Annotated in this window: 22 protein-coding genes and 1 other RNA gene; 7 read left to right on the top strand and 16 right to left on the bottom strand. The window is 40.3% G+C overall.

Annotated elements, in window-relative coordinates; genetic code table 11:
* Positions 1-20: 20 nt before the first annotated feature.
* The 5 genes from A7968_RS07225 to A7968_RS07205 form a co-directional block, all read right to left on the bottom strand.
* Positions 21-560, bottom strand: a complete 540-nt coding sequence (locus A7968_RS07225) for a phage tail protein (RefSeq protein WP_064665881.1) — start codon at positions 558-560, stop codon at positions 21-23.
* Positions 561-571: 11 nt separating this feature from the next.
* The gene (locus A7968_RS07220; protein ID WP_064665880.1) at positions 572-1102 is read right to left on the bottom strand and encodes a phage tail protein; all 531 of its coding nucleotides are present in this window, start codon (positions 1100-1102) and stop codon (positions 572-574) included.
* A gap of 12 nt (positions 1103-1114) precedes the next feature.
* Positions 1115-1639: a phage tail protein gene (locus A7968_RS07215; RefSeq protein WP_064665879.1), complete on the bottom strand. Its 525-nt coding sequence runs from the start codon at positions 1637-1639 to the stop codon at positions 1115-1117.
* Between the two features lie 9 nt (positions 1640-1648).
* Positions 1649-1936, bottom strand: a complete 288-nt coding sequence (locus tag A7968_RS07210; RefSeq protein WP_064665878.1) for a DUF6916 family protein — start codon at positions 1934-1936, stop codon at positions 1649-1651.
* A 73-nt stretch (positions 1937-2009) separates the two neighbouring features.
* Positions 2010-2525, bottom strand: a complete 516-nt coding sequence (locus A7968_RS07205; protein ID WP_064665877.1) for a GNAT family N-acetyltransferase — start codon at positions 2523-2525, stop codon at positions 2010-2012.
* Positions 2526-2851: 326 nt separating this feature from the next.
* On the opposite strand from A7968_RS07205, the gene A7968_RS07200 reads away from it, so the two are divergent.
* Positions 2852-3484, top strand: coding sequence for an SDR family oxidoreductase (locus A7968_RS07200; protein WP_064665876.1), 633 nt, complete (start codon positions 2852-2854; stop codon positions 3482-3484).
* 415 nt (positions 3485-3899) lie between these two features.
* Positions 3900-4244: a mannan-binding lectin gene (locus tag A7968_RS07195; protein ID WP_064665875.1), complete on the top strand. Its 345-nt coding sequence runs from the start codon at positions 3900-3902 to the stop codon at positions 4242-4244.
* Between the two features lie 62 nt (positions 4245-4306).
* On the opposite strand, the gene A7968_RS07190 is transcribed toward A7968_RS07195, so the two are convergent.
* The 5 genes from A7968_RS07190 to A7968_RS07170 form a co-directional block, all read right to left on the bottom strand.
* Positions 4307-5059 carry a sulfite exporter TauE/SafE family protein gene (locus A7968_RS07190; RefSeq protein WP_064665874.1) on the bottom strand — a complete coding sequence of 251 codons (753 nt, stop codon included), beginning with the start codon at positions 5057-5059 and terminating at the stop codon, positions 4307-4309.
* Between the two features lie 656 nt (positions 5060-5715).
* A complete protein-coding gene (locus tag A7968_RS07185) occupies positions 5716-6903 on the bottom strand; it encodes a HEPN/Toprim-associated domain-containing protein (RefSeq protein WP_064665873.1) in 1188 nt (395 codons plus the stop codon).
* A gap of 208 nt (positions 6904-7111) precedes the next feature.
* Complete coding sequence (locus tag A7968_RS07180) at positions 7112-8338, bottom strand: HEPN domain-containing protein (protein ID WP_064665872.1); 1227 nt, start codon at positions 8336-8338, stop codon at positions 7112-7114.
* 939 nt (positions 8339-9277) lie between these two features.
* The gene (locus A7968_RS07175) at positions 9278-9685 is read right to left on the bottom strand and encodes a hypothetical protein (RefSeq protein ID WP_064665871.1); all 408 of its coding nucleotides are present in this window, start codon (positions 9683-9685) and stop codon (positions 9278-9280) included.
* Between the two features lie 10 nt (positions 9686-9695).
* Positions 9696-11231, bottom strand: a complete 1536-nt coding sequence (locus A7968_RS07170; RefSeq protein ID WP_064665870.1) for a T6SS phospholipase effector Tle1-like catalytic domain-containing protein — start codon at positions 11229-11231, stop codon at positions 9696-9698.
* A gap of 334 nt (positions 11232-11565) precedes the next feature.
* Here A7968_RS07170 and A7968_RS07165 point away from each other — a divergent pair, with 334 nt between their 5' ends.
* Positions 11566-12084, top strand: a complete 519-nt coding sequence (locus A7968_RS07165; RefSeq protein WP_064665869.1) for a hypothetical protein — start codon at positions 11566-11568, stop codon at positions 12082-12084.
* A 179-nt stretch (positions 12085-12263) separates the two neighbouring features.
* On the opposite strand, the gene A7968_RS07160 is transcribed toward A7968_RS07165, so the two are convergent.
* On the bottom strand, positions 12264-12488 hold the full coding sequence (locus tag A7968_RS07160; protein WP_064665868.1) for a hypothetical protein: 225 nt from the start codon (positions 12486-12488) through the stop codon (positions 12264-12266).
* A 141-nt stretch (positions 12489-12629) separates the two neighbouring features.
* Positions 12630-12986: a transfer-messenger RNA gene (gene ssrA / locus A7968_RS07155) on the bottom strand.
* A 280-nt stretch (positions 12987-13266) separates the two neighbouring features.
* Here ssrA and A7968_RS07150 point away from each other — a divergent pair.
* Entirely contained in the window at positions 13267-14892 is a 1626-nt protein-coding gene (locus A7968_RS07150; protein ID WP_064665867.1) for a flagellar assembly protein A, read from the top strand.
* Here A7968_RS07150 and rnt read toward each other — a convergent pair.
* Complete coding sequence (gene rnt / locus A7968_RS07145) at positions 14876-15571, bottom strand: ribonuclease T (protein ID WP_064665866.1); 696 nt, start codon at positions 15569-15571, stop codon at positions 14876-14878. The two genes, A7968_RS07150 and rnt, sit on opposite strands and share 17 nt — an antisense overlap.
* Before the next feature lie 223 nt (positions 15572-15794).
* On the opposite strand from rnt, the gene A7968_RS07140 reads away from it, so the two are divergent.
* Positions 15795-16670, top strand: a complete 876-nt coding sequence (locus tag A7968_RS07140) for a flagellar protein MotY (RefSeq protein WP_064665940.1) — start codon at positions 15795-15797, stop codon at positions 16668-16670.
* Positions 16671-16700: 30 nt separating this feature from the next.
* On the opposite strand, the gene A7968_RS07135 is transcribed toward A7968_RS07140, so the two are convergent.
* Positions 16701-17603, bottom strand: coding sequence for a DMT family transporter (locus tag A7968_RS07135; protein ID WP_064665865.1), 903 nt, complete (start codon positions 17601-17603; stop codon positions 16701-16703).
* Positions 17604-17988: 385 nt separating this feature from the next.
* Between A7968_RS07135 and A7968_RS07130 the strand changes: the two genes are divergently transcribed.
* Positions 17989-19188 carry an aromatic amino acid transport family protein gene (locus A7968_RS07130; RefSeq protein ID WP_084448070.1) on the top strand — a complete coding sequence of 400 codons (1200 nt, stop codon included), beginning with the start codon at positions 17989-17991 and terminating at the stop codon, positions 19186-19188.
* Between the two features lie 126 nt (positions 19189-19314).
* Here the strand turns inward: A7968_RS07130 and A7968_RS07125 are convergent, their stop codons facing one another.
* The gene (locus A7968_RS07125) at positions 19315-22323 is read right to left on the bottom strand and encodes a bifunctional diguanylate cyclase/phosphodiesterase (RefSeq protein ID WP_192540387.1); all 3009 of its coding nucleotides are present in this window, start codon (positions 22321-22323) and stop codon (positions 19315-19317) included.
* A 362-nt stretch (positions 22324-22685) separates the two neighbouring features.
* On the opposite strand from A7968_RS07125, the gene A7968_RS07120 reads away from it, so the two are divergent.
* A complete protein-coding gene (locus A7968_RS07120; RefSeq protein WP_064665864.1) occupies positions 22686-23843 on the top strand; it encodes a chorismate mutase in 1158 nt (385 codons plus the stop codon).
* Positions 23844-23925: 82 nt separating this feature from the next.
* On the opposite strand, the gene tyrA is transcribed toward A7968_RS07120, so the two are convergent.
* Positions 23926-25059, bottom strand: coding sequence for a bifunctional chorismate mutase/prephenate dehydrogenase (gene tyrA, locus A7968_RS07115; protein ID WP_064665863.1), 1134 nt, complete (start codon positions 25057-25059; stop codon positions 23926-23928).
* Positions 25060-25296: the final 237 nt, after the last annotated feature.

Genomic DNA, 25296 nt, shown 5'->3' with positions numbered 1-25296 from the left:
AATAAATATTGCTGTAATCATTACCCACGCGAGGGATAAAGACCTGTTAGTGCAATACAAAAACGCATCGCAAGTAAAGGCTGTCTATTTTCGTGGCCTTGACTCCCTCCGGTATTACCAAGACTATTACTGGCCATCGTCGTGTTGGTCACTTGATTTTGTTCCGCGGTATAACGTATTACCCCAGTGCCTGCCCCCACATCAACAGCTAAATGATTATTAGCCGGACTACTACTATTACCCTGCTCGGAATAGCCAAATAATGTATGTCTATGCTGTGGTAACTGAGCTTGATTCAGCGTTACCTGCTCCGTACCAGCTGATTCACCCACCATTCTCGTAGATAGCCCTGGTCCATGACCAAAGTGCATAGGAGACCTACCTTGCAGATCAGGTAAATTAAACGAAGAGGTACCATCACCCCCATAAAGGATACCGATCAATGAAAACAGCGCTGTATTTTGATTAATAGCAATTGTTTGGCCGTCACAACCTGCCCAGCCGCGAGGGTTAAAAGTACTCCCCCAGATACGAATTTCTGCAATAAATGGTTCTGCCATGTGCTCAACTCCTAACTTCTTGACGGGTAAATACCAGCAAGGCTGATAATAAAATTAATGCAGGTATAGGGCATCATATTAGAGTGTGCTGCACTATGTCCTGAAATCTGGACAGTCTGCTCTGCGAGCATCTGAGGCGGCTGAGTAGGATTACCAGAGTAGTATATATTTTCGTCGCTCGGACTGGGGGCAAACACATTATTCTCTGGGTTTTGTGTTGTTCCAAGCTCTGTACTTGATAGCAACTGATGACTATGATTTGGTAAATTCATCAACGTTAAAGTGACATTTTCAAGACCATTTTTTTGCCCTAATCGATAATGGGACAAACCATTTCCTTGGCCATATTTAACAGGTAATCGACCTCGCATATCAGGGTATGCGAAACTAGTACGACCATCGCCCCCATAAGTCGTACCCAGTAAAGAAAACAGCGCGTCTTGTTGCGCAATAGCAACTAACTGCCCATTACAAAAAGCCCAGTTACGAGGTGCAAAATTTGCTCCGAACATTTTTACTTCACCAAGAAAAGGATCTGCCATAATCAACCTCCATTAATTTCGACTTGGAAACACACCAACCAATGCAATACAAAAATTAATTGCTGCTGTTGGTTGAACGTTCGTATGAGGCAGATTACCTCCAGTATTTAACACCATATTGTCAGCAAATGCGGTTAGAGCTGTTGCTGCGGCATAAATGTTAGGATCCCCTCTACCTGGTGCATCAATAGCTCTAGAAAACACTCTGTTGGTGAAAATTGGTGGATTCACACCATCGTCCGTAGTGGCTGTTAATAAATGACTGTGAGCGGGTATTTCTGCCGTTGTAAGCGTTACTTGTTCCACTCCCGCCGTCATGCCAGCATCATAGCCATTACCTATACCAACAGGCACTCGGCTACGTAAATCTGGCAATTTAAAATTAGTTCGCCCATCACCGCCATACTGAGTATCAAGCAATGAAAACAGAGCTTGATTTTGACTGATTGCTAACAATTGCCCATCACACCAAGCCCAACCTTTAGGTGCAAAATCAAAAGCGAAAGGCCTTATTTCAGATATAAATGGATCCGCCATCACATTCTCCTAATTTGCTATTTTTCTCGATACATGAATTTCATATTCGGTTGAACTATTTGGTGAAATCAATAACTCAACACTATCAAATGCATCATGCTTGAGTGTGTAAGTGCCTTGCATCAACGGACAGTCCTCAGAGCCTTTCATAACGACACAAAAAGCATCCCACTGATTGCCATGTAAACTCGTGCGTTCAACGGCATCAATAGTCAGTTCCGTTTCACCCTGTTCAGCACTGACTTTCGCCGTAGAACCAACGATGCCAAGCAAATTGTCGTAATTAAATTTTTCCATTTTCTTTCCTTTTTACTACTTGCAATTGCATTACGGGTTTACGCTTTTTAATTTGCAAAACCGCTAGAATAAATCAGTAGTTAACCACTAATTTTTTCATCGCTGCAGGATACCAAATCATAAATTCGTAAGGAGCTGAAACCGACTCACTAACAAAACCAAGGCGCAAATAAAGCGCTTTAGCGACAAAGTTACTTTGCTCAACAGTAAGCGTTAATGGGGTGCATGAATCAGCGGCTGCATGCTGAAATGACTGAATAATTGCAGCGCCAAAACCATGACCTCGCGCTTGAGTAATGAAACCGATATCAATAATACGCACCTCATTAACACCAAAATCTATGGTTACCTTGCCAATTGGTTGGTGGTGTTTTTCAATAATAAAGTACATTGCATTAGGGAACTTTTCGCCATATCCCTCGGTTTGTGCTTTAAACTGCATATCAACAATCGACTCGATAAAGTCTTGATCCGCATTGATCTGCTGCAAGTCCTGACGCACCTCTGAATGTAAACGCCGAATAAATGCAGCATCGCTAGGCTTGGATGGGCGAATATTTAATCCATCAGGAATAGAAAAGTGACTCATCACCATGTCCTTTCTAAATGTCTAATAAAGAGGCTGTAAACAACAAAATAGCAAATAAAGTTATAAAAACGTTGAGTAACAAACTGAACTTAAGCTTTACACGCATTTAACAAAAAAAACATTACACGGCATTACAGCGCAGTGAGTTATATAGCTATCAAGCCAAAGCAGAAAAGTAATTAGCCCTTGCCCTTTAAATAAACTGTTTACACCCCAAGCTCTTATGTATTCCTAAGCAATCTATAAGTGCATACTGCTTAAACGTTTATTTGCCCGTATGACTTACAGCCTAGTGGTTGCTTTAAACTCAGCAAAAGGAGTTAAACATGAAAACCTTAATCATTGGCGCAACAGGCCAAATTGGTAAAATGACCACCCAAAAAATGCTGCAAGCTGGTCATCAAGTAGTGGCTCTCGTTAGAAATAAAGACAAACTAGCCGATATTCACAACCCGCATCTAAGCGTGATAGAGCAAGATCTAGAAAATGATTTTAGCCATGCCTTTAAAGACTGCGATCAAGTCATTTTTACTGCGGGTTCAGGCGGTGGCACAGGAGCAGAGAAGACCATACTCATTGATCTATGGGCCGCCGTGAAAGCGATAAATTATGCTAAGCAACATAATATTCAACACTTCATTATGGTCAGCTCGATTGGCGCCGATACACCAGACAGCATTGAAAGCAGTATTAAACCCTATTTAGTTGCCAAACATATGGCTGATCAGTATTTGCTAAGCAGCGGACTTAAATACACCATCTTACGCCCAGGCACGTTATTGGATGAGCCTGCCAGTAAAGGCTTTAGCTTTAAGCGCCCCAACAGTCGCGCAGATGCAATGATCAGCCGAGAAAACGTGGCAGAGGCCTTAAACTTTGTAGCCACAAAATCACCTAACGACTCAGTCATCGTTGAGCTATTCGATGGCGATAACAAATTAGAGTCGTTTTTCCATTAAACTAAATACGTATACATAGAAGATTCTATTGCGCTTAGCACTAAAGCACCGTTGTTATTCTCACAGTAATAACAACGGTGCTTTAAGCTGCGCTATCAGAGACATATTAAAACCTCACTGCTATTTCCAAGGCCTAGTATTACTCCCCTCCATATTACTCCCCTCCATGGCCATGTTTTGGTGACGGCGCCATATGCGACCGCGCCGTTAGATTCATGCACGCAGAGCACACACCAAATACTGCGGTAGGGGCATATTTATTTTTACCAAAGTCTGTGTAACTTATAGTATTGCTGCAACTGCCCTGTAATGATGTGTAATAGAAAAGCCTGTCACCTCCCATATACTCCTTAACGAGTCAAGCATTTAGCTGCAACTCACAACCTATTCAAATAAACAATTTAAGGAGAAATTTATGGCTACATTTAAAGTGAATATCCCAGCAGGTCCTATTTGGGATCAAAAAGATGCTGAAGAAAAAGCCCCAGCCGTTGCCGCAGCACATCAAGGCAAATGGACAGGCCAATGGAATACCGTAGTAGAGAGTCAAATGAGTGTTGTTGAAGTTGAGCTTGAAGTAACAAACTCAGGCAGTAACTCATTCAAAACTACTGTATTAGCCGGCCCTCTTTGGAGCAATGACGAAGCTCAAAAAATAGGCAAAACCATCGCCACTTCATATGGTGCAGAGTTTACCGGTGAATGGAACACCATCGTCAATGGCGTGATGAGCGTGATTGAAATAGAGTATAAATTCTAACTAGTTAGAATTTATAAAGCGCTATAATACCTAGGCTTATGGCGCTTTAACTGTACTTCCGACTAAAAGGCTTGCAAACCCTGCCATGCCAATTGCAGCGCAAGTAAGGTTAAAATAGCCCGAAAAATACGTTTAAATTTATCAGCAGAAATACGCTGTAATAACTGCAAACCAAGCCAAGTGCCAAGCGCACCACTGATGATCATTGCCGCAACTAAAGGCAACCACTGCCAAAACGAAAAGCCTACAAAGCCATACAAAATAGCTTTAAAGGTATGCTGCACACTCATACAAGCGGAGAAAGTAGCAGTATATTTTAACTTCTCGTAATTATTAACATACAAACAACTGCCCACTAACGGGCCACTCGCCCCAACAAACATCGATAAAAATGTTGTCACAGCACCAGCAGCACTGCGCCATAAAGCAGAGGTTTCACGTAACTTTGGCGTCACTCCCCACAATAAATAAAGTACAAACCCCGCCACAACAATTTTCATCAATTCAAGTGGAATCCGTGTCACAATAGCCGACGCAGCAAACGCACCAATAATCCCACCAAGTGAAAAGTATACAAACATACTTTTATCAAGGTGCTTAAAAGTCAGCATAAACCTGTTGGCATTTGAACCCAACTGCACTAACCCATGTACCGGAATAACAATACTCATAGGCAATAACGACGCCATTACCACCAACAACATCAACCCGCCACCAGCACCAAAAGCCGCAGAAATCATCGACGTAACAGCCGACAAAATAATAAGCCCAACTACGCTGAGCGGCGTTAATAAATCGCCAGCTAAAAATTCCATCTAAGACCACTTGGCAAGTAAAACAGAATAATGACGTTAGCATGATTAAAAACAACAAGCGAGTAGCCAAAGCACCAGTAAAATGAAACGCTTATTACAACAAAGAGCAACATGCCACCAGCTATTCAAACAATAAAACACCTCGCTATAAGCATAAAAAAACCCACCAACTTGATTGCTCAAATTGGTGGGTTTTTTAGGGTTTTTAAATCAACGAATTTAAAAACCTAAGAAGTGACTAACAAGAAGCAACGGGCTGGGCGCTGGTATGACTCCCACTGTCAAATTAAACACACTTATCCTTGCTAAGCTTTAAGCCATAATTACTTAAGCTCGAATTGAAGCGAGTTAATACATTAGACGATACAAGTAATGTCGTCGGTTTTCATACTGATATTCGTTGATTATTACTATTTCTAGTAACAGAGTCGACCTTACTTAGTCCGTCGTGCCACTATCCCTGTGAGCCACTCCGTTCTTCCGCTGTAGTGAGCAACATACGGTTCATTGCCGGCGTTTACTTTTGTATAAATCAAAACATTTGATGAGGGACTAAAAGCAAGCCAAACCAATAAAAGCCTTGCTAAAAACAACTCACCAGCTAAAATAGCTTTTCATAAATCACCATAATAACTTTAATAATTAAATCAGAGCACTCAACTTACACAGACTTCAATAATGTGATTAATCAACAAATTAAGCTTACTGAAGTCATAATCATCATCAATCGACTTAACTTTCTTAAATTGTTTTGTGTAGTAATCTTTATTTTCTAAGGCACCCTGATACACATTTGAATCACCTTTATATGAAGACCACCTGATAGCAGGCTCCCCTCTCTCCTTATAATTCAAATCAAGGAAACACTCTATGGCCACTGCCTTACCATTTACATCGGCATAGTGCCTACCCGTTGGCCCTTCAGTAATGAAATAAGAACACTCTTCCAAGTCTGGTAACTTCATAACCTTTAGATTACTTGGCGCTTTAGCCTCTGCGGCCTTGTGGTACTTCTCTACGCCTTCAGCATCGTTATCGAAGATACAAAGACATTTGTTTAATATACCTATACTCGCCAAGCCTTGAAAAAACTTATACAAATTGCCGGTACCAGAAAACGGATAATTGTCTTCCATATCAACATAAGTAAACAAATCAGCTAATTCAGGTCTAAGAAGTGAAATAGCGCGCTTTAAAATGAATAAATCAGATGACCCTTCAGTTATGATCATAAATTTATCTTCATCACCAATACCTTTATAAAGATCATCTTCACTAACCCACCCAGCCTCAACTATCTCGTGCGTACTCCACATCACTTTCACATGTTGGTTTTTTGGATTTTCAGCCAGTAATCGCATATAAGCATATGGATGAAGACGATCATAGAGCGCTAAAAAATCAGCAATATTCGTAATTACTCGAACTTTTACATCTTCAAAACCACTTTGTGTTAAAACAACCTCTGAGATATAGTCTTGAAAATTAAGCCCTAAACTCTCCGAATAGCGCTCGAAGTCATCAATATTTACTGATGAAACGACTTTCCTGAAATCATCAAAAGTGAAATCCACCAAAGATGTATCTTCAAAATAATAAGAAAGAATACTTTCATATATTCTTTGAACATCTTTGATCGTGAAGCTCAACAATTCCAAACGTAGCTTCACTTCACCCAGCGTGCGAGCGTAACCAGTTTCTTCTCGTAACTCACCATCATGCATATCGGATTTAATGACGCCAAAATCAGACGGCATAAACAGCTTAGAGTGATTGTTAAAGTACTCACCTTTACTATATTCAAGCTCTATAAAACCAGCATCCAATGAAGCAACTGAACCCACTAACAACTCCTTATAAGCACCATTGAGTGCACCTTTAAGTGATAACGGTAACCCTACACATACCGACAAAACCAATCTAATAAATTTAACTCCAACTAACCAGAAATATAGGATAGTTAAAATTCATACAACACCCGATTTAAAACCAACTATTCGGTCATTCCTAATAGTTAAAAAACAATCAACATCCAATCAAAGCGCATAAAACCTACTTCAGCATGTAGAGCTCTTTCTCAAAATCGTTCAACCCACCTAAATCAATGACTTTAAGAATACAGCTGGATAAGATGTGTGAGGCTTTATCAAGGACATCGCGCGAAGGCACCTCTGTACCTACATCCCTTACCTTAACAACATCTCTGACCTTGGCATTATGAACAGCAGACGAGCGAATTTTATAGAAGGCTTTTAAATAGTTATAATTCTCTTCGCGTTCTTTATAACCATCTGAAGACAGCTTGGCACCAAGTAGACGCACTTGTAATGAAAGTTGATCTGTACTTTCACTCTGCGTGAGAATTGATTCCGCACACATCCCTAAATCAACGGCCCTATCAACTAGGTCATGCGCATTCATAGAAGATGTTTTGCGTTTAAGGGCGAGTTCAACAGCGCCTTTTGTGTTTGCATTTAACGCGCTGTAATGCCCAAACACCTTCATCAACGTGTCTTTTTCATCAAAATACACATCTTCATTATGAAGAGGACGCAGCAATTGAAGTGTGCTTAAAATATTAGCATCTATAAACCCTGAACAAGGCACTGTATCGTCAAAAAGCATTCTGTTACGCGTGATAACCGCGCCACATTCTTTTGTGAAGAGCGACAAAAAATTTGTCTTTAAAGTATGCGAGTTCAATATTTCGTCAAGCGCTCTACCTTCATCACAATCCACATCATCATCTTCATGCTCATTTAATACATTTTGCTTAACCGTGGTAACTATGAAAGCGGGTCTCGCCCCAGGATAATCGCGACTTATGTCATACCAATCAGCATTCATGCGGTATTTAACACCAACGGGGAGTGCATCAAACCCACAAATATAGGTGTCATTATCAAAATAGTATGTTTGCCCGGGATAGACACCTTCCACCAACGAAATGAGATGCAAAGGAGCTGTGTGGTTAGCGGTAAAATCAAGAAAATATTGAAACGCTTGCTGCGCCCCAACATCATTCGCTTTTATGCAAAGCCACTTAGCCACATCAAACGGGGATATTGTCGTGCTACTTGTCGACGTTCCCCACAACCTGTTTAATAACTCAGGGTAACGCGCTAACAACGTATCCATCAATTTAAGCGGCTTCTTCGCCACGCCATAGCTAACAACCATACTGCGCCACTCAATAAGTGGGCTCACCATTTTCAAAAAATCTTCGTCTTTGCGACACACATCAATAAGTGAGACTATGTCCTTTTGATACGCTTCCATACTCTGTCCATTACAATTTCAATTAACGTTTGTTGTCGCTGGCCTATCACCACAAACAAACCCGCACTTTGATTGTTAAAAATTAGTCACGCCAAAAGCAGGGCCTTATACACAGCAGCCTCACAGCCCTTACGAATACATCAGCTTTTCTTTTTACTCATCATCCAAGCCACCCTGCTCGATGACTTTTATCAAACACGCTGACAGTATTTCTGATGTTTTCATCAGAATCGCATGAGTCTCTACTTTACCTAAGTACTTAACAGTATAGCTATTTTTTACTTCACCGTTGTGCACGGCAGATGAGTGGATACCGTAAAACGCTTTTAAGTAATGATAATACTCAGCGCGTGGGCCATTATTATGTCGTTTATCATTTTTTAATTACAGCATCTGTTAACGCCATACATTCCATCCTATAAGTAAGTGGATTTAACTTTTGAAGAAGTAATCGCTATTGAGTACTTTTACTTCAAATACGTGTTTGATTCTTAAGTCTAAATTTTGGAGGAATTTTGGCCTGTTAGGGAGCGACATATAATTCCATTTTTTGTAAGACTCCGCTAATCCGTTATTTAACAAATGATATTATATAAATTTAGCTGTTAAGGAAAAAAAGCGGTGAGGTATTTGAAATGATCTATATTGAATAACGCACTTATTTAATATTAAAAAGTTGCATTAACCTGCCAGCGCCAATACCAACGAACTTGCCACTGTTTATATTATCGTTCAAGCCCGCCCGACAATGAAATCCTATTTAATTCGGCCCTAGAATTTGCCAGCCAATTTTATAAAAAGCGCGCAATCTTCGTCGGGTATAAAAAACAGCTGCATAAACACATTATCGACACCATTGATACTGAAAATAAACCCATCATCGATGCTGTTAGTTGGTTTTTATCCATATCTAATATATTGAGTAGGCCAAAGTAAAATTTAGCCTTCTTCATAGTGCCTAAATTTGAGCCTCGAATATGAGACAACTAAAATAGCTATCGTAAACGTAATGACAACAAAAATGTAAAACAGAGTAATATCTAGGGCTGGACTTACTTCTAAATAGTTAAGAGCATAAGAACTCGCCATTTCATTATATTTATCAGCTAAAACGACTAGGAATTTGTGACCATCAATCAAAGCAATATAGTTGCCTACACAAAAAGTTAAATAGCCAATAACAATGGCTATGGGCTCTCTGATTGTTCGGCTTGCTTTTTCATTACCAATGGTAAACCCTGCAACGGCTAAGCTAATGATCCCAAAGTAGTTCCATAATTTATCAACTTGAGAGTATTGAACCTGAAACATTTGAAAAACGTCTACAATATTAACCGAATTATCCATTTCTAAACACCTATGAAACGCGTTTTACTTTAAGCTGAATACTTCCTTGATTATTACGGTACAGAGACCAAACATCATTTGGGAAAGCATAAAAATATCCTGAAGACTCGATTTTCAAGGCATTAGATTCTTCCTGATATCTAGGTAGTGCAACATATTGATGCGGATGAGGACTACCATCATTTGTTACAGCTTTTTCTTGGTTCGAGTCATTTGCAATGCAACCCACAGCTATGAACCAAGGCATATGCTCTACACGCTTGGTTCCCCAAAAGTCTGTAGACCTATTTTCTGTCACTTGCTTAAATTTACGCTCTGTCATCCCCCAAATAGAAGATGCAAACCTAATAATATCGCCAGCTGTTAATTTTCCGTCTTCTGTTCCTAACCAGTTGCATACATCTTTGCTATCTTGCCAACTTCCATCTGCTTCAAATATATATCGCTCACCTTTTTTCATATAAATATAGGTTGGAGTCCAATGTTGTTTTGCAAAGATATTTACTGGCGTTGATTCATCAATTGCTAACTTTATTGTTGGCCAATATTCCGGATGTTCTATCGGCGAGATTGCTTGCCGTTGAAACACACTTTCATGGAAGTTCTCTTGGTTATCAGCAACAACACAATCTACATTTCGGGGTCTTGATCTGAACTTAGCAAAAATACCTTTATAAGAGTTGTGTAATACACCTGCAGGGTTTGGCTTTAATTGTTCAAAAACCCCGTCTCTAAAAACTAGCCCAGCATCTGCTGCTTCATATAACATCCATTCAAGCGCTATGTCTGATAAATCAGTATCGCTATATCCGCCACCCACATCAGAGTGCACACCAGAGAACCATTTTTCTTTAACGTTACGATCATCTGAATACTTAGACCAACGAGTTACACAAAAGCTACTTCTTTTTTCATCCATAGCCATTGCATGCCTAGCAATATTTATATGTTCGCCAAGATTGGTATCGTGGAAGCGCCATGAAGCGGGGTTATCTAGTAAGTTAAAAAGCTCCATATCATTTGGAATACCTAACGCCCCTACGGTATCCCATACACCAATGAAATGAATTGGCAGAGCAGCTTTCTGATTTAAAAACTTGCTGGATTTAATAGTTTCAACACCTGATTTATAGTTATCAAAATGCTTATGAACATATTCCCACTGTTCATTGCCCTCGAGCAAACTAAAATCAAGCAGCCCTAATTTAAGTAACCCGCCTAAGCTTCTAGCTGTGAACGCCCCACGGCTAAAGCCAAAAATATAAACATTATCACCATCGCAATAGTTATTTGCCAACCAATAATAGGCACTACAAATATGGCGCTTAATGCTTTTCCCTAAAGCTCCATCAATAATAGAGTCTTTTAAACCGGTTTCTTCGCCGCCAAGCCCTGGGTGGTAATATGCCTTCTGTGATTCTCCCATGTCATCTTCTTTTGCTAAAGCATGGTAAAGCTTTGCAACATTTGTGGGTGCGGGTATGCCATTATCTTCCTGGCGAGGGTTATTCCAAGTTCCATCACAGCAAATAATTAAATTAGCCATAAATACATCCTTGTCTTTAAAAGTTAATATAATCTATCTTTAGGTTACGATTGTTAATTTGTCAAAAATTTAAATGACGAACTGTGATTCATGGGAATTATTATTTTTGTATTTAATCTACAAAAAAGTAGTGCTATGAGAACCCATTTCATATTTGATGGAGCTGAAGAGTTACCTGACCGAAATCATCGCTCGTTACAAACACTCAATTAAAACAACAACTTAATATAAAAATCAGTTTCTTATATCATCTTTTAATATCTTGTGTAATCGACTCCGTTAGGGCAATATGTGGACAAATTAGAATAGGATTTAACTTATTAAAGGGATTATTATGTCACTTATTGAAGGTTTTGTATCACCTAAAGACTTGTTGTTAAAAATGTTTCGTGAAGGTCGAAGAACTCATCTGTCTGAACGAGAAGAGGATGTTGCTGATCATTTCCTTAACTTTTGTATAACAGCACACTCTTTGAGAGACTGGTGCATAAAGGAAAAGTCAATTCCACAACAATCACTACATGATTATTGTAACAAATCTATTTATCTAGAACATTGTAGAGACATAGCAAACTCTTCAAAACACTTTGGACTTCGCTCTGGTTCAGGCTCTACGGTTCAACAAGTATCTAACGATATCGCAAAATTTCAGACCATTAATTCTAATGGTGAAATATTAGAAGATCACCATGATAGAAACACTTTGATAATCGAATTACCTGATGGTACAGAACAACTTTTAATGATGTTTTTATATAATGTTGGAACGAAGTGGTTAGAAATATTTGATTTTTACAATATCGATGCATTGCCTGAAACAGTGGTTGGTGAAATGTTCATTGATTTTAAGTAAGGCTATGGCTCTAAAGCTGGCTCAAACTTTATAGCATTTTCCAAATGACTTGGTGCAAAGATTGAGTAAACCATGGCTACACTGCCCCTTTGGTAAGTTAATATCGGTTTTATTTACCGCCCTTTCAAATGCCTTGCGGTAATCTGCTATTAATGTTGCCACAAAGACTGCATAACTTCCTACATTTTAAACTCCACAGCACTTACCTTACCTGATAACTGATCTTGTACTGTTTTAAATAATTTAATAAGCGTTGAAGTTAAATACGCTTGAAATTTATCCAGTGCTAAGGTGCGATCAAAAACATCGGTGGGTAAGAAGCGTTTCATCTCCGCTATAAATGCATCACTTTTGACAAGCTCCGCTAGGCGTTCAATTAAATTAGTAAGTAAACCATCATCCAATACCGTACTATTAGCTCCTGAGAATGCGAAACAAATCAGTTGCTTTAATTAAACTTTAGCCATAAAAAAACCCACCAACTTGATTACTCAAATTGGTGGGTTTTTTAGGGTTTTTAAATCAACGAATTTAAAAACCTATATTGGTGGAGCTGGGGGGATTTGAACCCCCGTCCGAAAAGCCTCGACCGTCGGTACTACATGTTTAGTATCGTCATTTAATTAACCTTTAAGTCCCGGACGAACACGGTAAATAAAGGCGAGGCCGCTTAGTTTTAACGCTTCAACCCCGGCCAGGGTTTCCGTCGCGATCAGGTGTTAGGGTGACACTCCAAAATCCAGTCCACAAGAATACATGGAAGGAGCGCTAGCTAGCCTAAGCTGCTAGAGAGTAGTTATCGTCGTTTGCGATTACTTTAAATTGCGGCTTTTTTACGAGGCAAACCGCACCTCGACATGCACCTTGGGCTTCATGAATTCCGTCGAATCCTAATCAGCCCCTGAATTAGTTAAACTCATTCAGAGCGTGCAAGCAGTATAACTGAGTAACACGCTGATACTCAAGGGTCTTCGTTAGTTTATTTTGTTTTTCTGTTTAACCGTACAATTATCAATCAAACAAATGTTAATTAAAAACAACACAGGCAGAAACATTTACTTAACATGCGCTGAAAGTTGTGTTCAAATAGCTGCTGTTTTGAAAATATCGAATTTAGTATTAGCTAAACAACAACCAATAAAAAAATAATAAGAACAGGCATATTACATAGGAAGTCTATAAATGTCGTTGTTTATACATGACTCTAAAACGGGTTTTGTATCACTATTTGAGCACCCTAAAAATAGTGGTTACCCTGTGACTAGTTCACAGCTCATTGAATTAATTGAACAGTCACAATTCGCAGAATTTGAAATAGTCAGTGCTAATATTGGCAAACTATTTTCACCCAACAAAAACTATCACGCCGATTCTTTGATCATTGCCCGCGCGCTTGATGCGTCTATACTCATTCACGTTGATGAAAAGAATATGGTCGTAGAAGCCACCTTAACCACTGCAAAAGGTGGAGCGCTGATGTCGATCGAAAAAGCCCGTGAAGTATTGGTTGATGCAGGTGTTTTGCAAGGGGTTAGTTGCCGTGCATTGGATAATTTTTTAGGCCAACAATTTGAAACACCCGCTGGTATTGCTTATAAAGCCATTGTTGCTCATGGCCGCAGGCCAAAAGAAGGCAGTGATGCGAAATTTGTTCGTTTATGTTCCACCGCACAAGATCGTGTTCTAAGCCCGCAAGCAAAAGAAGGCGGTAAGGTCGATATGCGAGACTTAGGTGCCATCATCACAGTCAAACCTGGGACTCCTTTAATGCAGCGCATTGCGGCTACCGCTGGCGAAGATGGCTACACAGTGTTTGGTGAAGTACTGCCTGCAATACCGGGAAAAGATTTACCCTTACAACCGTTTGAAGGCACTAAACTCGATCCTGCAAACCCTAATTTATTGATTGCTGATAGTAAAGGTGTGCCCGTTGCCCTGCCCCGAGGCATGCGTGTTGACGATGTATTGTGCTTTGATAATGTTGATATTGGCACCGGCCATGTTAATTTTGATGGTAGTGTGATCATCAGCGGTGATATCAAAGATGGCATGCGCGTGCATGCCAGCGGTGATGTTACTGTGTTAGGTTTTGTTGAATCCGGCGAAATAAACAGCGCCAGTGCCGTTACAGTCATGCTTGGTGCGATTGGTCGAAAACGTGAAAATGATGAGGCGTTCACTTGTACAATCAAAGCTGCCCGTACTATTTCTATCGGCTACGCCCAATATTGCCATATCCAAAGTGAGCAAGACTTATTTATTGAACGCCAAGCGCTGCATTGTAATTTAAGTGCACGTCGGTTAATTCGCGTCGGCAAAGCCAATGATCCGCGCGGTAAAATTATCGGTGGCAATATTTTAGATGCAATGCGAATTGAAACCGGTGAGCTAGGTGCGCCGTCTGGCACTAAAACACGCGTTTCCATCGCACAAAATTGGCATGATTTGCGCCAAAAACAATTACAAATTGCTGACTTTGAAAAACTTTTAGCCACTAAATCAGCGGCATTAAAGCAAGCTCGTAAAAAAGCGGTAAAAATTCCAGTACCAGCAAAGCGGCAGTTGTTTTTAGATAAGATAGGGGCAAGTGAGCAGCAAATTGATATACGTATCGCTAACACTAAACGTAAAAAGTATTTAGTTAAACAAAGGATCGCGCAGCTTTTAGCGACAAGTCGCTTAAAAATTAATGAGCTAATGCATCCTGGTGTGGAGCTTAAAATCGCAAAAGATTCAAAACATTTTTCACGTATTTATCCGCCCCACTCAGTGAAAATGAGCGAAGGTAAAATTACTCAGTCGTTTTAGCGGCTGAGTCTTCGCTGTCATCATTTTGGTCTATTTCTTCAGGCACTTCTTCAGCCAGCGGCCAGCCACCTAGTTGCTGCCAGCGATTAACGATTAAGCAATATAGCTCTGCGGTGCGCTCTGTATCATACAAAGCTGAATGCGCTTGTTTGTTGTCAAATTCAATTCCCGCTGCACGGCATGCCTTTGCCAGTACCGTTTGGCCAAGCGCTAAGCCCGCCAAAGAGGTGGTATCAAAGCTTACAAAAGGATGAAATGGCGTGCGCTTAATATTATTACGTTCGATAGCAGCATTTAAAAACCCGTGATCAAACGCGGCATTATGAGCAACAACCACAGAACGCTGACACCCCGCTGCTTTTTGTGCCTTACGCACTACTTTGCAAATTTCTTTGATCGCTTCTTCTTCTGAAACTGCACCACGTAATGGTGAGAAAGGATCGATACCATTAAAATCGATTGCAGCTTGTTCAATGTTTGCACCCTCAAATGGCTCAACATGAAAGTGCACAGTATGATCAATACTGAGTAAGCCTTCGTCATCCATTTTTAATACTGACACCGCAATTTCTAACAGCGCGTCGGTTGCTTTATTAAAGCCCGCCGTTTCAACGTCAATAACCACCGGAAAAAAGCCACGAAAGCGTTTTGCGAAAAGAGTTTGTTCAGTATTTGCCATAGTATTCTAGGTTTGCCAGTATTAGCTGGTTATTATGACAAAATTGATGCCCTCTCGGCTAGGGGCTTTCAGGATTAATTATTTCATAAATTGTAGGCATATAAATTGCTTTAATTTAAATTAGCGTCACAATTGCAGTTGCTAGACGTGTTTGATGTTTAGCCCGCCAATTAATTGGCTCTGCTTAGTTTGATTAAAGTAAACCCTGTTGGAGAGTTCCGTGGTGAAGTTGTCATTGTTATCTATAAGCCTCACAGCAATTGGTCTATTAACTTATAATGCCAATGCCGCCATGCGTCAGTACACTGCAACAGCGGATAACTCACAATGGCAAATGGTCACAACGACTCGCTTACAATGTCAGTTAAATCATGAAGTTCCCTACTATGGCGAAGCTATTTTTAGTGCCACTGCCAGTAAAAACAAAAACGTGCTATTTAATTTAGATATGGTTGTGCGCCCCGATAATTACAGTATTGCAGGTTTAAAAGCCGTGCCACCACCATGGCGAGCAGGCTTACCTGCACGTGATATTGCTAATATGAAATTACTTCGCAAATTTGACGGTGAACTTGGTAATAATACCGCTTGGGAAATGTTGACCGAGCTTGAAAAAGGCTATCAACCCACCTTTTATTATCAAGACTGGCAAAATAGTGCCGATAAAATTGCCGTCGGATTATCTAGCATTAACTTTAAACAAGCCTATTGGGCATTTTTACAGTGCCGCGATGCATTATTACCATACAGTTTTGAAGATATCTCGTTCACAGTAATGAACTACCAGCCGAACACCAGTAAGCTAACCAAGTCATCGCAACAACGCTTAGATAAAATTGCCGAATATTTAAAATACGATACCAGTATTGCCGCGATTTCCATTGCATCGTATACAGACAGCTACGGCGGACGTTGGAATAACTTAGAGCTCTCTAAAAAACGTGCATTAGCAATTAAAGAATATATGGTGAGCTTAGGCATTGATGAAAGTAAAGTGGAAACCGAAGGGTTTGGCGAAAAACGCCATGTAGCAACTAACGACAATATATTAGGCCGCGATAAAAACCGCCGCTTAGTGATCCAAATAGAAAAAATGTAGCCAGTACTTGCTAGCTACATTTTACCAATATTAAGGGTTAAGTTTAGTAAACTTAGCCTTTTTTTTTAACCAACCATCACCAAACTGAAATACCGCTAAACTCAGTAAGATAATACCAGCCCCTATAAACAATTGCTGATCTACGGCTTCATTATTTAGCCATGCGCCTAAACCTAGCGCAAAACTTGGGGTGATCAAGGTCGTCAAAGCGACCGTACTTGCCGGTAATTTTTGTAACACATGAAAATAAGCCAATGCACCTACCAGTGAACCAAATACCCCTAAATAGCCAATTGACCATAACGATTTTGCACTCCAGGCACTGCTGTTAAGCTCACCATCGACCAGCCACCAAGTAATAAAAAACAACGGCGTCACAAATACCAATGCACCGAATGTGGTTGCCATTGGATGAATGGCAATTTTTACTCGCTTGATCATGACGCCACTTAAACTAAAAAAGCACACGGCCATAAATACGTAGGCTAAGCCTTGTATCTGCATTAATGAGCCTTGCATGTGTTTTTCACTTACCAAGAATAACCCCAATAATGCAAACGCTAACGCAATTAGTTTAACAACGCTGAATTTTGGCTCGTTGAGTAGTCGCTGTGCTAATAGACCAGATAAAATAGGCGCTAAGCCAAACATCAAAGAAATAAGCCCTGAAGGGACTGTTTTAGCAGCCATATAACTCAATAACATGCCACCATAAATGCCTATGCTTGAGTAACCATACAAAAAGCACGCGCGACGATGCCAAGGAACGCGGATATTAGCAATTGCTACAACCAATGCAGCCAACACTAAACCTATCGACATACGTAATAACACTGCGAGCGTTGGCGAGACCGACTCACTACTCCAGACAATGCCCAATGGGGTGGTTGACCAAATTAAAACCATTAAAAAATACGATGCTTTCACGCTCACACGCTTATTCCTTTAGCAAGGCGGCGATAACAAAGAGGAAGGAGTACAACACTAACCGCTTTGAAATCGCGGTTAGTAAAAACAACTTAACCGCAGCGCAGCAATGGACGCACAACTGATAGATTCAGCCATGGGCGCATTGTTAGGGCTCGGTTTATGTGTTGCATATAAATAGAATTTTTAATAATAAAGTGAAGTTATAGAAATAGCAGACCTGCACAATAAGTCAACACATTGAATGATTTTTATAGTAAAAACAGCCTTCACTAGCCTAGCTTGTAAATCATAAGTTACATTTATTTTCTTTGATTTATAACAAAACTATTTAAGTTTGTGCCAACTAGTTATATCTTGCCTGCCTCTCACGAAGTTTTAGGGGCAAAAAGTGCTTAAAAATAAAACAATCGGCAGCATGTTAATTGTTGCAGGTACCACTATCGGCGCAGGGATGCTAGCACTACCAATCGCATCTGCTGGGCTGGGTTTTACAACCGCATTAGCGTTAATTATTTCAACATGGGCGTTAATGACTTATACCGCGTTATTAATGCTTGAACTACATCAACATGCTGATCGCGATGCCACGCTAAATACATTAGCAAAATCATGGCTTGGTAAGCGTGGCCAATATTTGGCTAACTTTTCAGTGATGTTTTTATTCTATGCGCTTTGTGCGGCTTATATTGCAGGCGGTGGTGCGCAGCTACAAGAAAAAATAAACACTGGTTTTCACCTCGATATCGCTCCACAAGTCGGCTCTGTCATTTTAGCTATTGTAATTGGCACCGTTGTGACATTAGGCACCAGTAAAGTCGATAAGCTAAATCGGGTGCTATTTAGCATTAAAATTGTAGTATTGGCGAGCTTATTTTATATGTTAACGCCTTATGTTCACGGTCAACACTTACTCGAAATGCCGATTGAACAAGGGCTTATTCTATCCGCTATTCCTGTGGTATTTACCTCATTTGGTTTTCATGGCTCTATTCCATCGATTGTTAAGTATGTGGGCCTTGATATTAAAACATTGCGTCGTGTGATGATCACTGGTGCTGCCCTGCCCTTAGTAATTTATATTTTTTGGCAATTAATTAGCCAAGGTATGATGAGCCAAGCCGAATTACTAACAAGTACTGGCCTACCGGGTTTTGTAGCAAGCATTGCCAATATTGCCAACAACTCAGCGGTCGCCACTGCGGTTAACTTGTTTGCTGATCTAGCACTAGCCACTTCTTTTTTAGGGGTAAGCTTAGGGTTATTTGATTTTTTTGCAGATGCCTTTAAAAAAGGTAATGGCAATAAAGATAGGATCAAAACAGCGCTGATCACTTTTATTCCACCATTAGGGTTTGCACTCTTTTATCCACAAGGCTTTATAATGGCTTTAGGGTACGCAGCTATCGCCTTGGTGATACTGGCTGTATTTTTACCCGTTGCGATGGTTTATAAGCAACGTAACAGCGATAAAAGCGGCTATACAGTGCGAGGTGGCAATATTGGCTTAGCAGTTGCTGCGCTTTGTGGTGTGCTTATTATCGGCGCTCAGGGCCTACAAATGGCCGGCTTTATCCCTGCTATTGGTTAATACCAACCGACTTAAATATTTAACCATTCTAGCGAGCTAAATAAAGCGCTAACTGCGTTATAAATTTTTCCTGTAGAACAAAAAAAGGCACCCAGGTGCCTTTTTTATTGCTCAATGAACGTAATATTATGGGGAGAGTTCAACCCGATCATTGAGCTTTTCAAACAAGCTTGATAACTCACTCTCGGCAATCGGCGCACTGTAATAATAGCCTTGCACGATATAGCAATTATTGTTTTGTAAAAACTCCACTTGCTCTATGGTCTCAACACCTTCTGCAACAACATTTAATTTTAGCTTTTGTGCCATCGCTATAATTGCAGCTGTGATCTCCATGTCATTAGGATCATCAGGAATATCTTTAACAAACGAGCGATCAACTTTTAAAATATCGACAGGGAAACGCTTTAAGTAACTCAATGACGAATAACCGGTCCCAAAGTCATCAATTGAAATTGATACGCCAAGTGCTTTGAGCTGGTGCAACTGCGCTATTGCCGCCTCTACATTGCCCATCAACATGCTTTCTGTCAATTCAAGGTGCAGGCATTTAGCTGGCACTCTGGTTTTCTTAATGATCGATGCTAATAGCGGCACAAGTTTGGCATCTTTAAATTGTCGTGCTGACAGGTTAATAGAAATATTATTCTCTCGCCCTTGCAGCGCTAATCGAGCCGCAAACTCGCAGGCTTCTTGGAGTACCCACGCACCTAACTCAACAATTAAACCCGTCGCCTCAGCGATAGGAATAAACTTGGTTGGAGGGATCATCCCCTCTGTTGGGTGGAACCAACGGATCAAGGCTTCATAGCCCACTACATGCTGAGTGCGACTATCAACTTGCGGTTGGTAGTAAAGAGCAAACTGCTGCGCCTTAATGGCTAAACGTAGCTCATTCTCAATAAACAAGCGTTCATTAGCTGCAGCGTTAAGCTCTTGGCTATAAAAGTGGTAAGTATTACGTCCTTTTGCTTTTGCCTCATACATTGCTAGATCAGCATGTTTTAGTAGCTGATCTTCTTCTTTACTATCGTACGGTGCCATAGTAATACCAATGCTGGCACTAATAATAACCTCGTTATTACCAAGCATAATGGGGGCATTTAAGGTTTGTTGGATGGTATTCGCTACATCCATGGCGTGTTCTTGGCGTTCAATTCCGCTTAGTAGCACGGCAAATTCATCACCACCTAAACGGGCAATTGTGTCTTCAGCGCGAAGTCGTTTCTTTAAGCGATCCGCCACCTCAACCAATAACTGATCACCGGCATCATGACCAAGCGTATCGTTAATACGTTTAAACTCGTCTAAGTCAAAATAGAATAAGGCAAACGCATAATGGCCGCGCTCCGCAAGCGCCATGGATTTGCGTAACTGCATTCTAAAGAAGGTACGATTAGCAAGCCCAGTTAAGGTATCAAAATAGGCTAATTGCTCCATTTTACGTTGGCTTTCTTTTACAAACGAAATATCTTGCGCAGAAGCAACATAACTGGTGATGCTGCCACCTTCTTCACGAATAGGTGAAATACTCAACGACACCCAGATTGGTTTTTTATCTAAACCTTGGATCAAGGTATCGCCGCGCCAATAATTTCGACTACGTAAATCAATATCAATGTCATCAACTAATATCGCCATTTCGCTGGCAATAATGCTTAATAATGGCGACTGCATAAAGTGATTTTCATCAAAGCCAGTCATTTCAAGCATTTTTGGATTGACGTATTCAATAACAAAGTGTTGATCGGTGATCACCACCCCAGTACCTGAGAAAGCCACCGCTTTTGATAATCGATTAGCGGCTTTTTCAGCAATTTCTTTTTCGGTAATACGTTGGTTTAAACCATCAATAAGCTTACGTATTTCAATCGCCATATCGCGAAAAGAGCCATTTAAAGTACCAATTTCATCTTTATTTTCTTTTGGAAACTCGATTTGCAAGTGGCCTTTACCAAAGCTAGTTACCGCATGCACAAGTGAATGAATACGACGAAGCACCAATTGATACAATGCTTGATGTAGCAATAGCGCCACCAAAATAGCGTATAAAATAAACAGCCCAAAAAACTTTACTTTTAGCTCTTCAAGGGCAGAAAGTGCTGATGAGCGTTTTTTATAAATGCCAATATACCAATCTAAATGTTGAACTTTACGAATATTTATAATGTGGGTTTCACCATCTTGCACAAAAGAGTCTGCGTATTCCGGCAAGTTCATTTTTATGGTTTGCTTGATCAATTCTTGCAGATCGCCATTAACAAAATCATGGCTGCGCAGTGGCTTATTTGCTTGGCCGTAGACTTCATACAGGTTTTTAGTCAAATTTGGATGAGCAAGTAATTGCCCTTGGCTATCAAACACAAACAAGTGCTGTTCGTTATCGCCAATTGGCAATTGTGAGATCAATGAATCTAGCGCTAAATCACTGCCTGTCACCCCTAAAAATTCATTTTCAATATAAATTGGCACCAGCACGCTAACCAGCCACTTATGCCAAATTTTATCGTAATAAACTTTAGACCAGACTGCTGAGCGGGTGGGGTTAAGCGCTTCTTGCGCATAATTAAAACTTTGGTTATCGATAAATGTATGTGAACCCGCAACATTCAAGGCCCAATTAGGAGGCGCAATACGGATAAAGTTATCTTTGGTAATTAAATAGAAGTTAAAGAAATCTTGGATCAAAGTAGGCGCGACTATTTTCCAAAGCGATTCGGAATCATTAATCAGTTTTTTATAAAAAGGTGAATACTTGTCTTGTTGCATAAAAGCCGCTGATAAACCGTCTTCAGAAGCGCTACGGATACTGCCATCAGGCTCAAAACTCAGTTGCGCACTGTGATTGCTCACCAATTGCGATGAATTATGGAATAACTGACCAGAAACTACATTATTGGCTTGCTCGGCAATATTAATTTTAGTTTTCACTAAATTATTAAATTGCCGGATCAAACGCTCACTGGAATGTTTGAGCATTTCATGCTCTTCAAATACCAGCTGTTTTTCTTCTGATTTGAGCATCAACACCGCAGCGCAAATCCCAGCAATTAAACAGATAGCTGAAATCAGCAATGAGAGTTTCATACTTAACGAATTTACACCAAAACGTGATGGTGGGCGTCTATACACCACAGGACAACCTTATTTTTTAATAATTATTTTTATTTAAATTCACCTACAGAAATATACCAGATCCCTATTTAGATTTATAAATTTTTCGTTAATATTGCTTGAAAAAAACCAATATCGAAAATAAACCATCTTTTCATGGTCATAAAACCCGCTAGAGTGTTGACTTTATAGCCCACTCTCCATACATTAAGGCTATGAATATAAAATTCTCGCAGTTACACTTTTCATTTTTTAGCTTCTTTAGATAGGAGAGGCTTACCTGTTTGCGAGATTAAATCAACCGAATAGCAAAGCCTCCCAACTGGGAGGCTTTTTTGTTTTTATTACCCAAAAGGTAATTTTTTGGAATGAGGAACCCAAAAATGACAAATGATGTACTAAATTCACTCAGACACGATATCAATGAAATCGACTCTGACTTATTGGTTTTATTGGCTAAGCGTCGGCGAATTAGCCATGGCGTAGTAGAGTATAAAATCGCTAATAATAAACCAATACGAGACGAAGCCCGTGAGCTCGCTTTATTAGAGAAATTAATTGGCTACGGTAAATCACTCGGCCTAGATGCCTATTATGTGAATAATGTTTTTCAAACAATTTTAGAAGATTCAGTACTAAACCAACAAGCTATGCTACAAAAGAACTTGAACCCTGATGCAATGAGTGAAACGCATCGCGTGGCGTATTTAGGTGGTCAAGGTTCTTATAGCCAACTTGCTTGCCATAAATATTTTAGTCGTCGCCCTGGTAAACTTGTTGAAATGGGTTGCTCCAGCTTTGAGCAGATCACCGGTAAAGTTGAGAATGGCCAAGCTGACTTTGGTTTATTACCGATTGAAAACACCAGTTCCGGTAGTATTAACGAAGTATTTGATTTATTACAACACGCGCAAGTATCTATTGTCGGTGAAGTAACCCACAGTGTAGAACACTGCTTACTCGCTACACCGGATACTGAGCTGAGTCAGATCAGCAAAATTTTTGCTCACCCACAACCATTTGCACAATGTAGCCGCTTTTTACAAGGCTTAGGCGATATTCAACACGAAACCTGTGATTCAACATCAAGTGCACTGCAATCAGCGCTTGATACCCCTAACAGCGCGGCAATTGGCTCAGCACAAGCGGGTAAAAATGTCGGGTTAGAAGTGATTAAATCAGGGCTTGCCAATCAGCGCGAAAACCACAGCCGTTTTATTGTTGTCGCACGTAAGCCATTACATGTATCAAAACAAATCCCAACTAAAACGAGTTTAATCATGGCGACTAAGCAGCAAGCTGGTTCTTTAGCTGATGCATTGATGATTTTCAAAGAGCATAATATTAACTTAGTAAAACTAGAATCACGTCCTGTTCCTGGCAATCCATGGGAAGAAGTGTTTTATGTTGATTTAGAAGCGAACCTAGTTGATAACCATGTTAAGCAAGCATTGGAAGAGCTTAAAGAGCACACTCAATATGTGCGCGTGTTAGGTTGTTACCAAAGCGAATCTCTGCAGGCCGTGAGTGTAGAAAGTTAAACACTAAATAAAATATAAAAAGGGCTAAAATTAGCCCTTTTTTATTGTCTGTTTTTAGCGTGTCTTTTTCACACTACTATTATCAATCAAGTACTTTGGCGTCATTGGCTTTATTTAATAAACTGCGGCTTTGCGTTAAAAAGTGCGCGGTAGAATCAGAGAAGTACGCTTTCGCATCTGCAAACGAATCAATCAAAGCAGCTTTATCTCCAGCCTTAAGTTTTGCTAAAGTACTTGCAAACGTATCTTGATACTGCGCTAGTAGCTCTTCGACATTATCGAATTGTGCCAGCATGATGTCTGAGTAAAGCTCTGGTGATTGTGCGAACAAGCGGCCAACCATCATCAACTCTAATTGATATATAGGTGATGAGCAACTGCGTAGCTCTTCAAGAGTGTGGCTTTGCTTTGCTAAAAACTGGCCATATACAAACGTGGTTAAATGGCGCATCACCTGAATAATTTGCATCGCTTCGTCGTGCTTTTTCGCATCGAGTTCAACAAGCTGACAGCCCCACACTTGCAACTGGGATAACAAGCCTTGTGCTACCTCATGGTTACGGCCTTCACAGACCACCACAGTTTGTTTTACCCAATGAGAGATATCTGGACCAAACATCGGATGCAAGCCAACTACGGGCCCCTTATGCACCGCTTTTAATACTTTTAACGGCGCTTGCTTAACCGATGTAATATCAACTAATAAGCACTCATCATCGAGCTTAGGTAAGGCAGTGACCACTGTTTCTAAGGCATTAATAGGCACACTGATCATCACCAGTTTCGCACCTGCTAATATTTCTTGCGCGTTACTTTGCTGTTCTTTGTCGAGTATTCTAACTTCATACCCTGAGCGAATAAATTGCTGAGCAAATAACTGCCCCATCGCGCCTTGACCACCCACAATAACGATAGGTGATAATTGCGGTGCACTACATGCAAGTTTCGCTTGTTGGTTTTGGTATGCTTCACGCATCATACGACGTAGGATATCTTCGACTAATTCAGGGTTAACACCTTGGTTGATTGCTTCTTGGCGACGAGCAGCTAATAACGTAGCTTCACGATCAGGTGCATGCAGTGGCGCCCCAGTTTGTTGTTTAATTGCGCCGATCTGCTCAGTAATACTATTACGTCTAGCCAACAGAGCAACCAACTGGGCATCGCATTCATCAATGCCCCCTCTTAACTTATCTAACTCTTTTATATCCGCCACGCGACTACCACCTTGAAAACTGCAATTTCGTACATTTAAATTTACATAAAAGTAAACTAATCAATACGATAAATACTAACAGGATCAGGTAGCTGTTAAAAGGCTAAATAAGTAAAAGAATCAGGGTTTGAGTTTTAAGTACTGAGCCATATCCTTTAAGGATGACTGAAGTTAAATTCGATATATGTGTAGTACTTTTTAGAATATTGCTTGTGGGCTTCGCTGAGTTCTAATCAA

It is taken from the genome of Pseudoalteromonas prydzensis, from assembly GCF_001661495.1.
In the GTDB taxonomy this organism is placed as follows: Bacteria; Pseudomonadota; Gammaproteobacteria; order Enterobacterales; family Alteromonadaceae; genus Pseudoalteromonas; species Pseudoalteromonas prydzensis.
The sequence above is the reverse complement of the archived record's forward strand: the minus strand, read 5'-3'. Positions and strand labels throughout refer to the sequence as shown.

Bases quoted from the DNA above. Each gene is read 5' to 3' on its own strand.
- A7968_RS07225 (WP_064665881.1), bottom strand. From the start codon at position 560: ATGGCAGAACCATTTATTGCAGAAATTCGTATCTGGGGGAGTACTTTT.
- A7968_RS07220 (WP_064665880.1), bottom strand. From the start codon at position 1,102: ATGGCAGATCCTTTTCTTGGTGAAGTAAAAATGTTCGGAGCAAATTTT.
- A7968_RS07215 (WP_064665879.1), bottom strand. From the start codon at position 1,639: ATGGCGGATCCATTTATATCTGAAATAAGGCCTTTCGCTTTTGATTTT.
- A7968_RS07210 (WP_064665878.1), bottom strand. From the start codon at position 1,936: ATGGAAAAATTTAATTACGACAATTTGCTTGGCATCGTTGGTTCTACG.
- A7968_RS07205 (WP_064665877.1), bottom strand. From the start codon at position 2,525: ATGAGTCACTTTTCTATTCCTGATGGATTAAATATTCGCCCATCCAAG.
- A7968_RS07200 (WP_064665876.1), top strand. From the start codon at position 2,852: ATGAAAACCTTAATCATTGGCGCAACAGGCCAAATTGGTAAAATGACC.
- A7968_RS07195 (WP_064665875.1), top strand. From the start codon at position 3,900: ATGGCTACATTTAAAGTGAATATCCCAGCAGGTCCTATTTGGGATCAA.
- A7968_RS07190 (WP_064665874.1), bottom strand. From the start codon at position 5,059: ATGGAATTTTTAGCTGGCGATTTATTAACGCCGCTCAGCGTAGTTGGG.
- A7968_RS07180 (WP_064665872.1), bottom strand. From the start codon at position 8,338: ATGGAAGCGTATCAAAAGGACATAGTCTCACTTATTGATGTGTGTCGC.
- A7968_RS07175 (WP_064665871.1), bottom strand. From the start codon at position 9,685: ATGGATAATTCGGTTAATATTGTAGACGTTTTTCAAATGTTTCAGGTT.
- A7968_RS07170 (WP_064665870.1), bottom strand. From the start codon at position 11,231: ATGGCTAATTTAATTATTTGCTGTGATGGAACTTGGAATAACCCTCGC.
- A7968_RS07165 (WP_064665869.1), top strand. From the start codon at position 11,566: ATGTCACTTATTGAAGGTTTTGTATCACCTAAAGACTTGTTGTTAAAA.
- A7968_RS07150 (WP_064665867.1), top strand. From the start codon at position 13,267: ATGTCGTTGTTTATACATGACTCTAAAACGGGTTTTGTATCACTATTT.
- rnt (WP_064665866.1), bottom strand. From the start codon at position 15,571: ATGGCAAATACTGAACAAACTCTTTTCGCAAAACGCTTTCGTGGCTTT.
- A7968_RS07120 (WP_064665864.1), top strand. From the start codon at position 22,686: ATGACAAATGATGTACTAAATTCACTCAGACACGATATCAATGAAATC.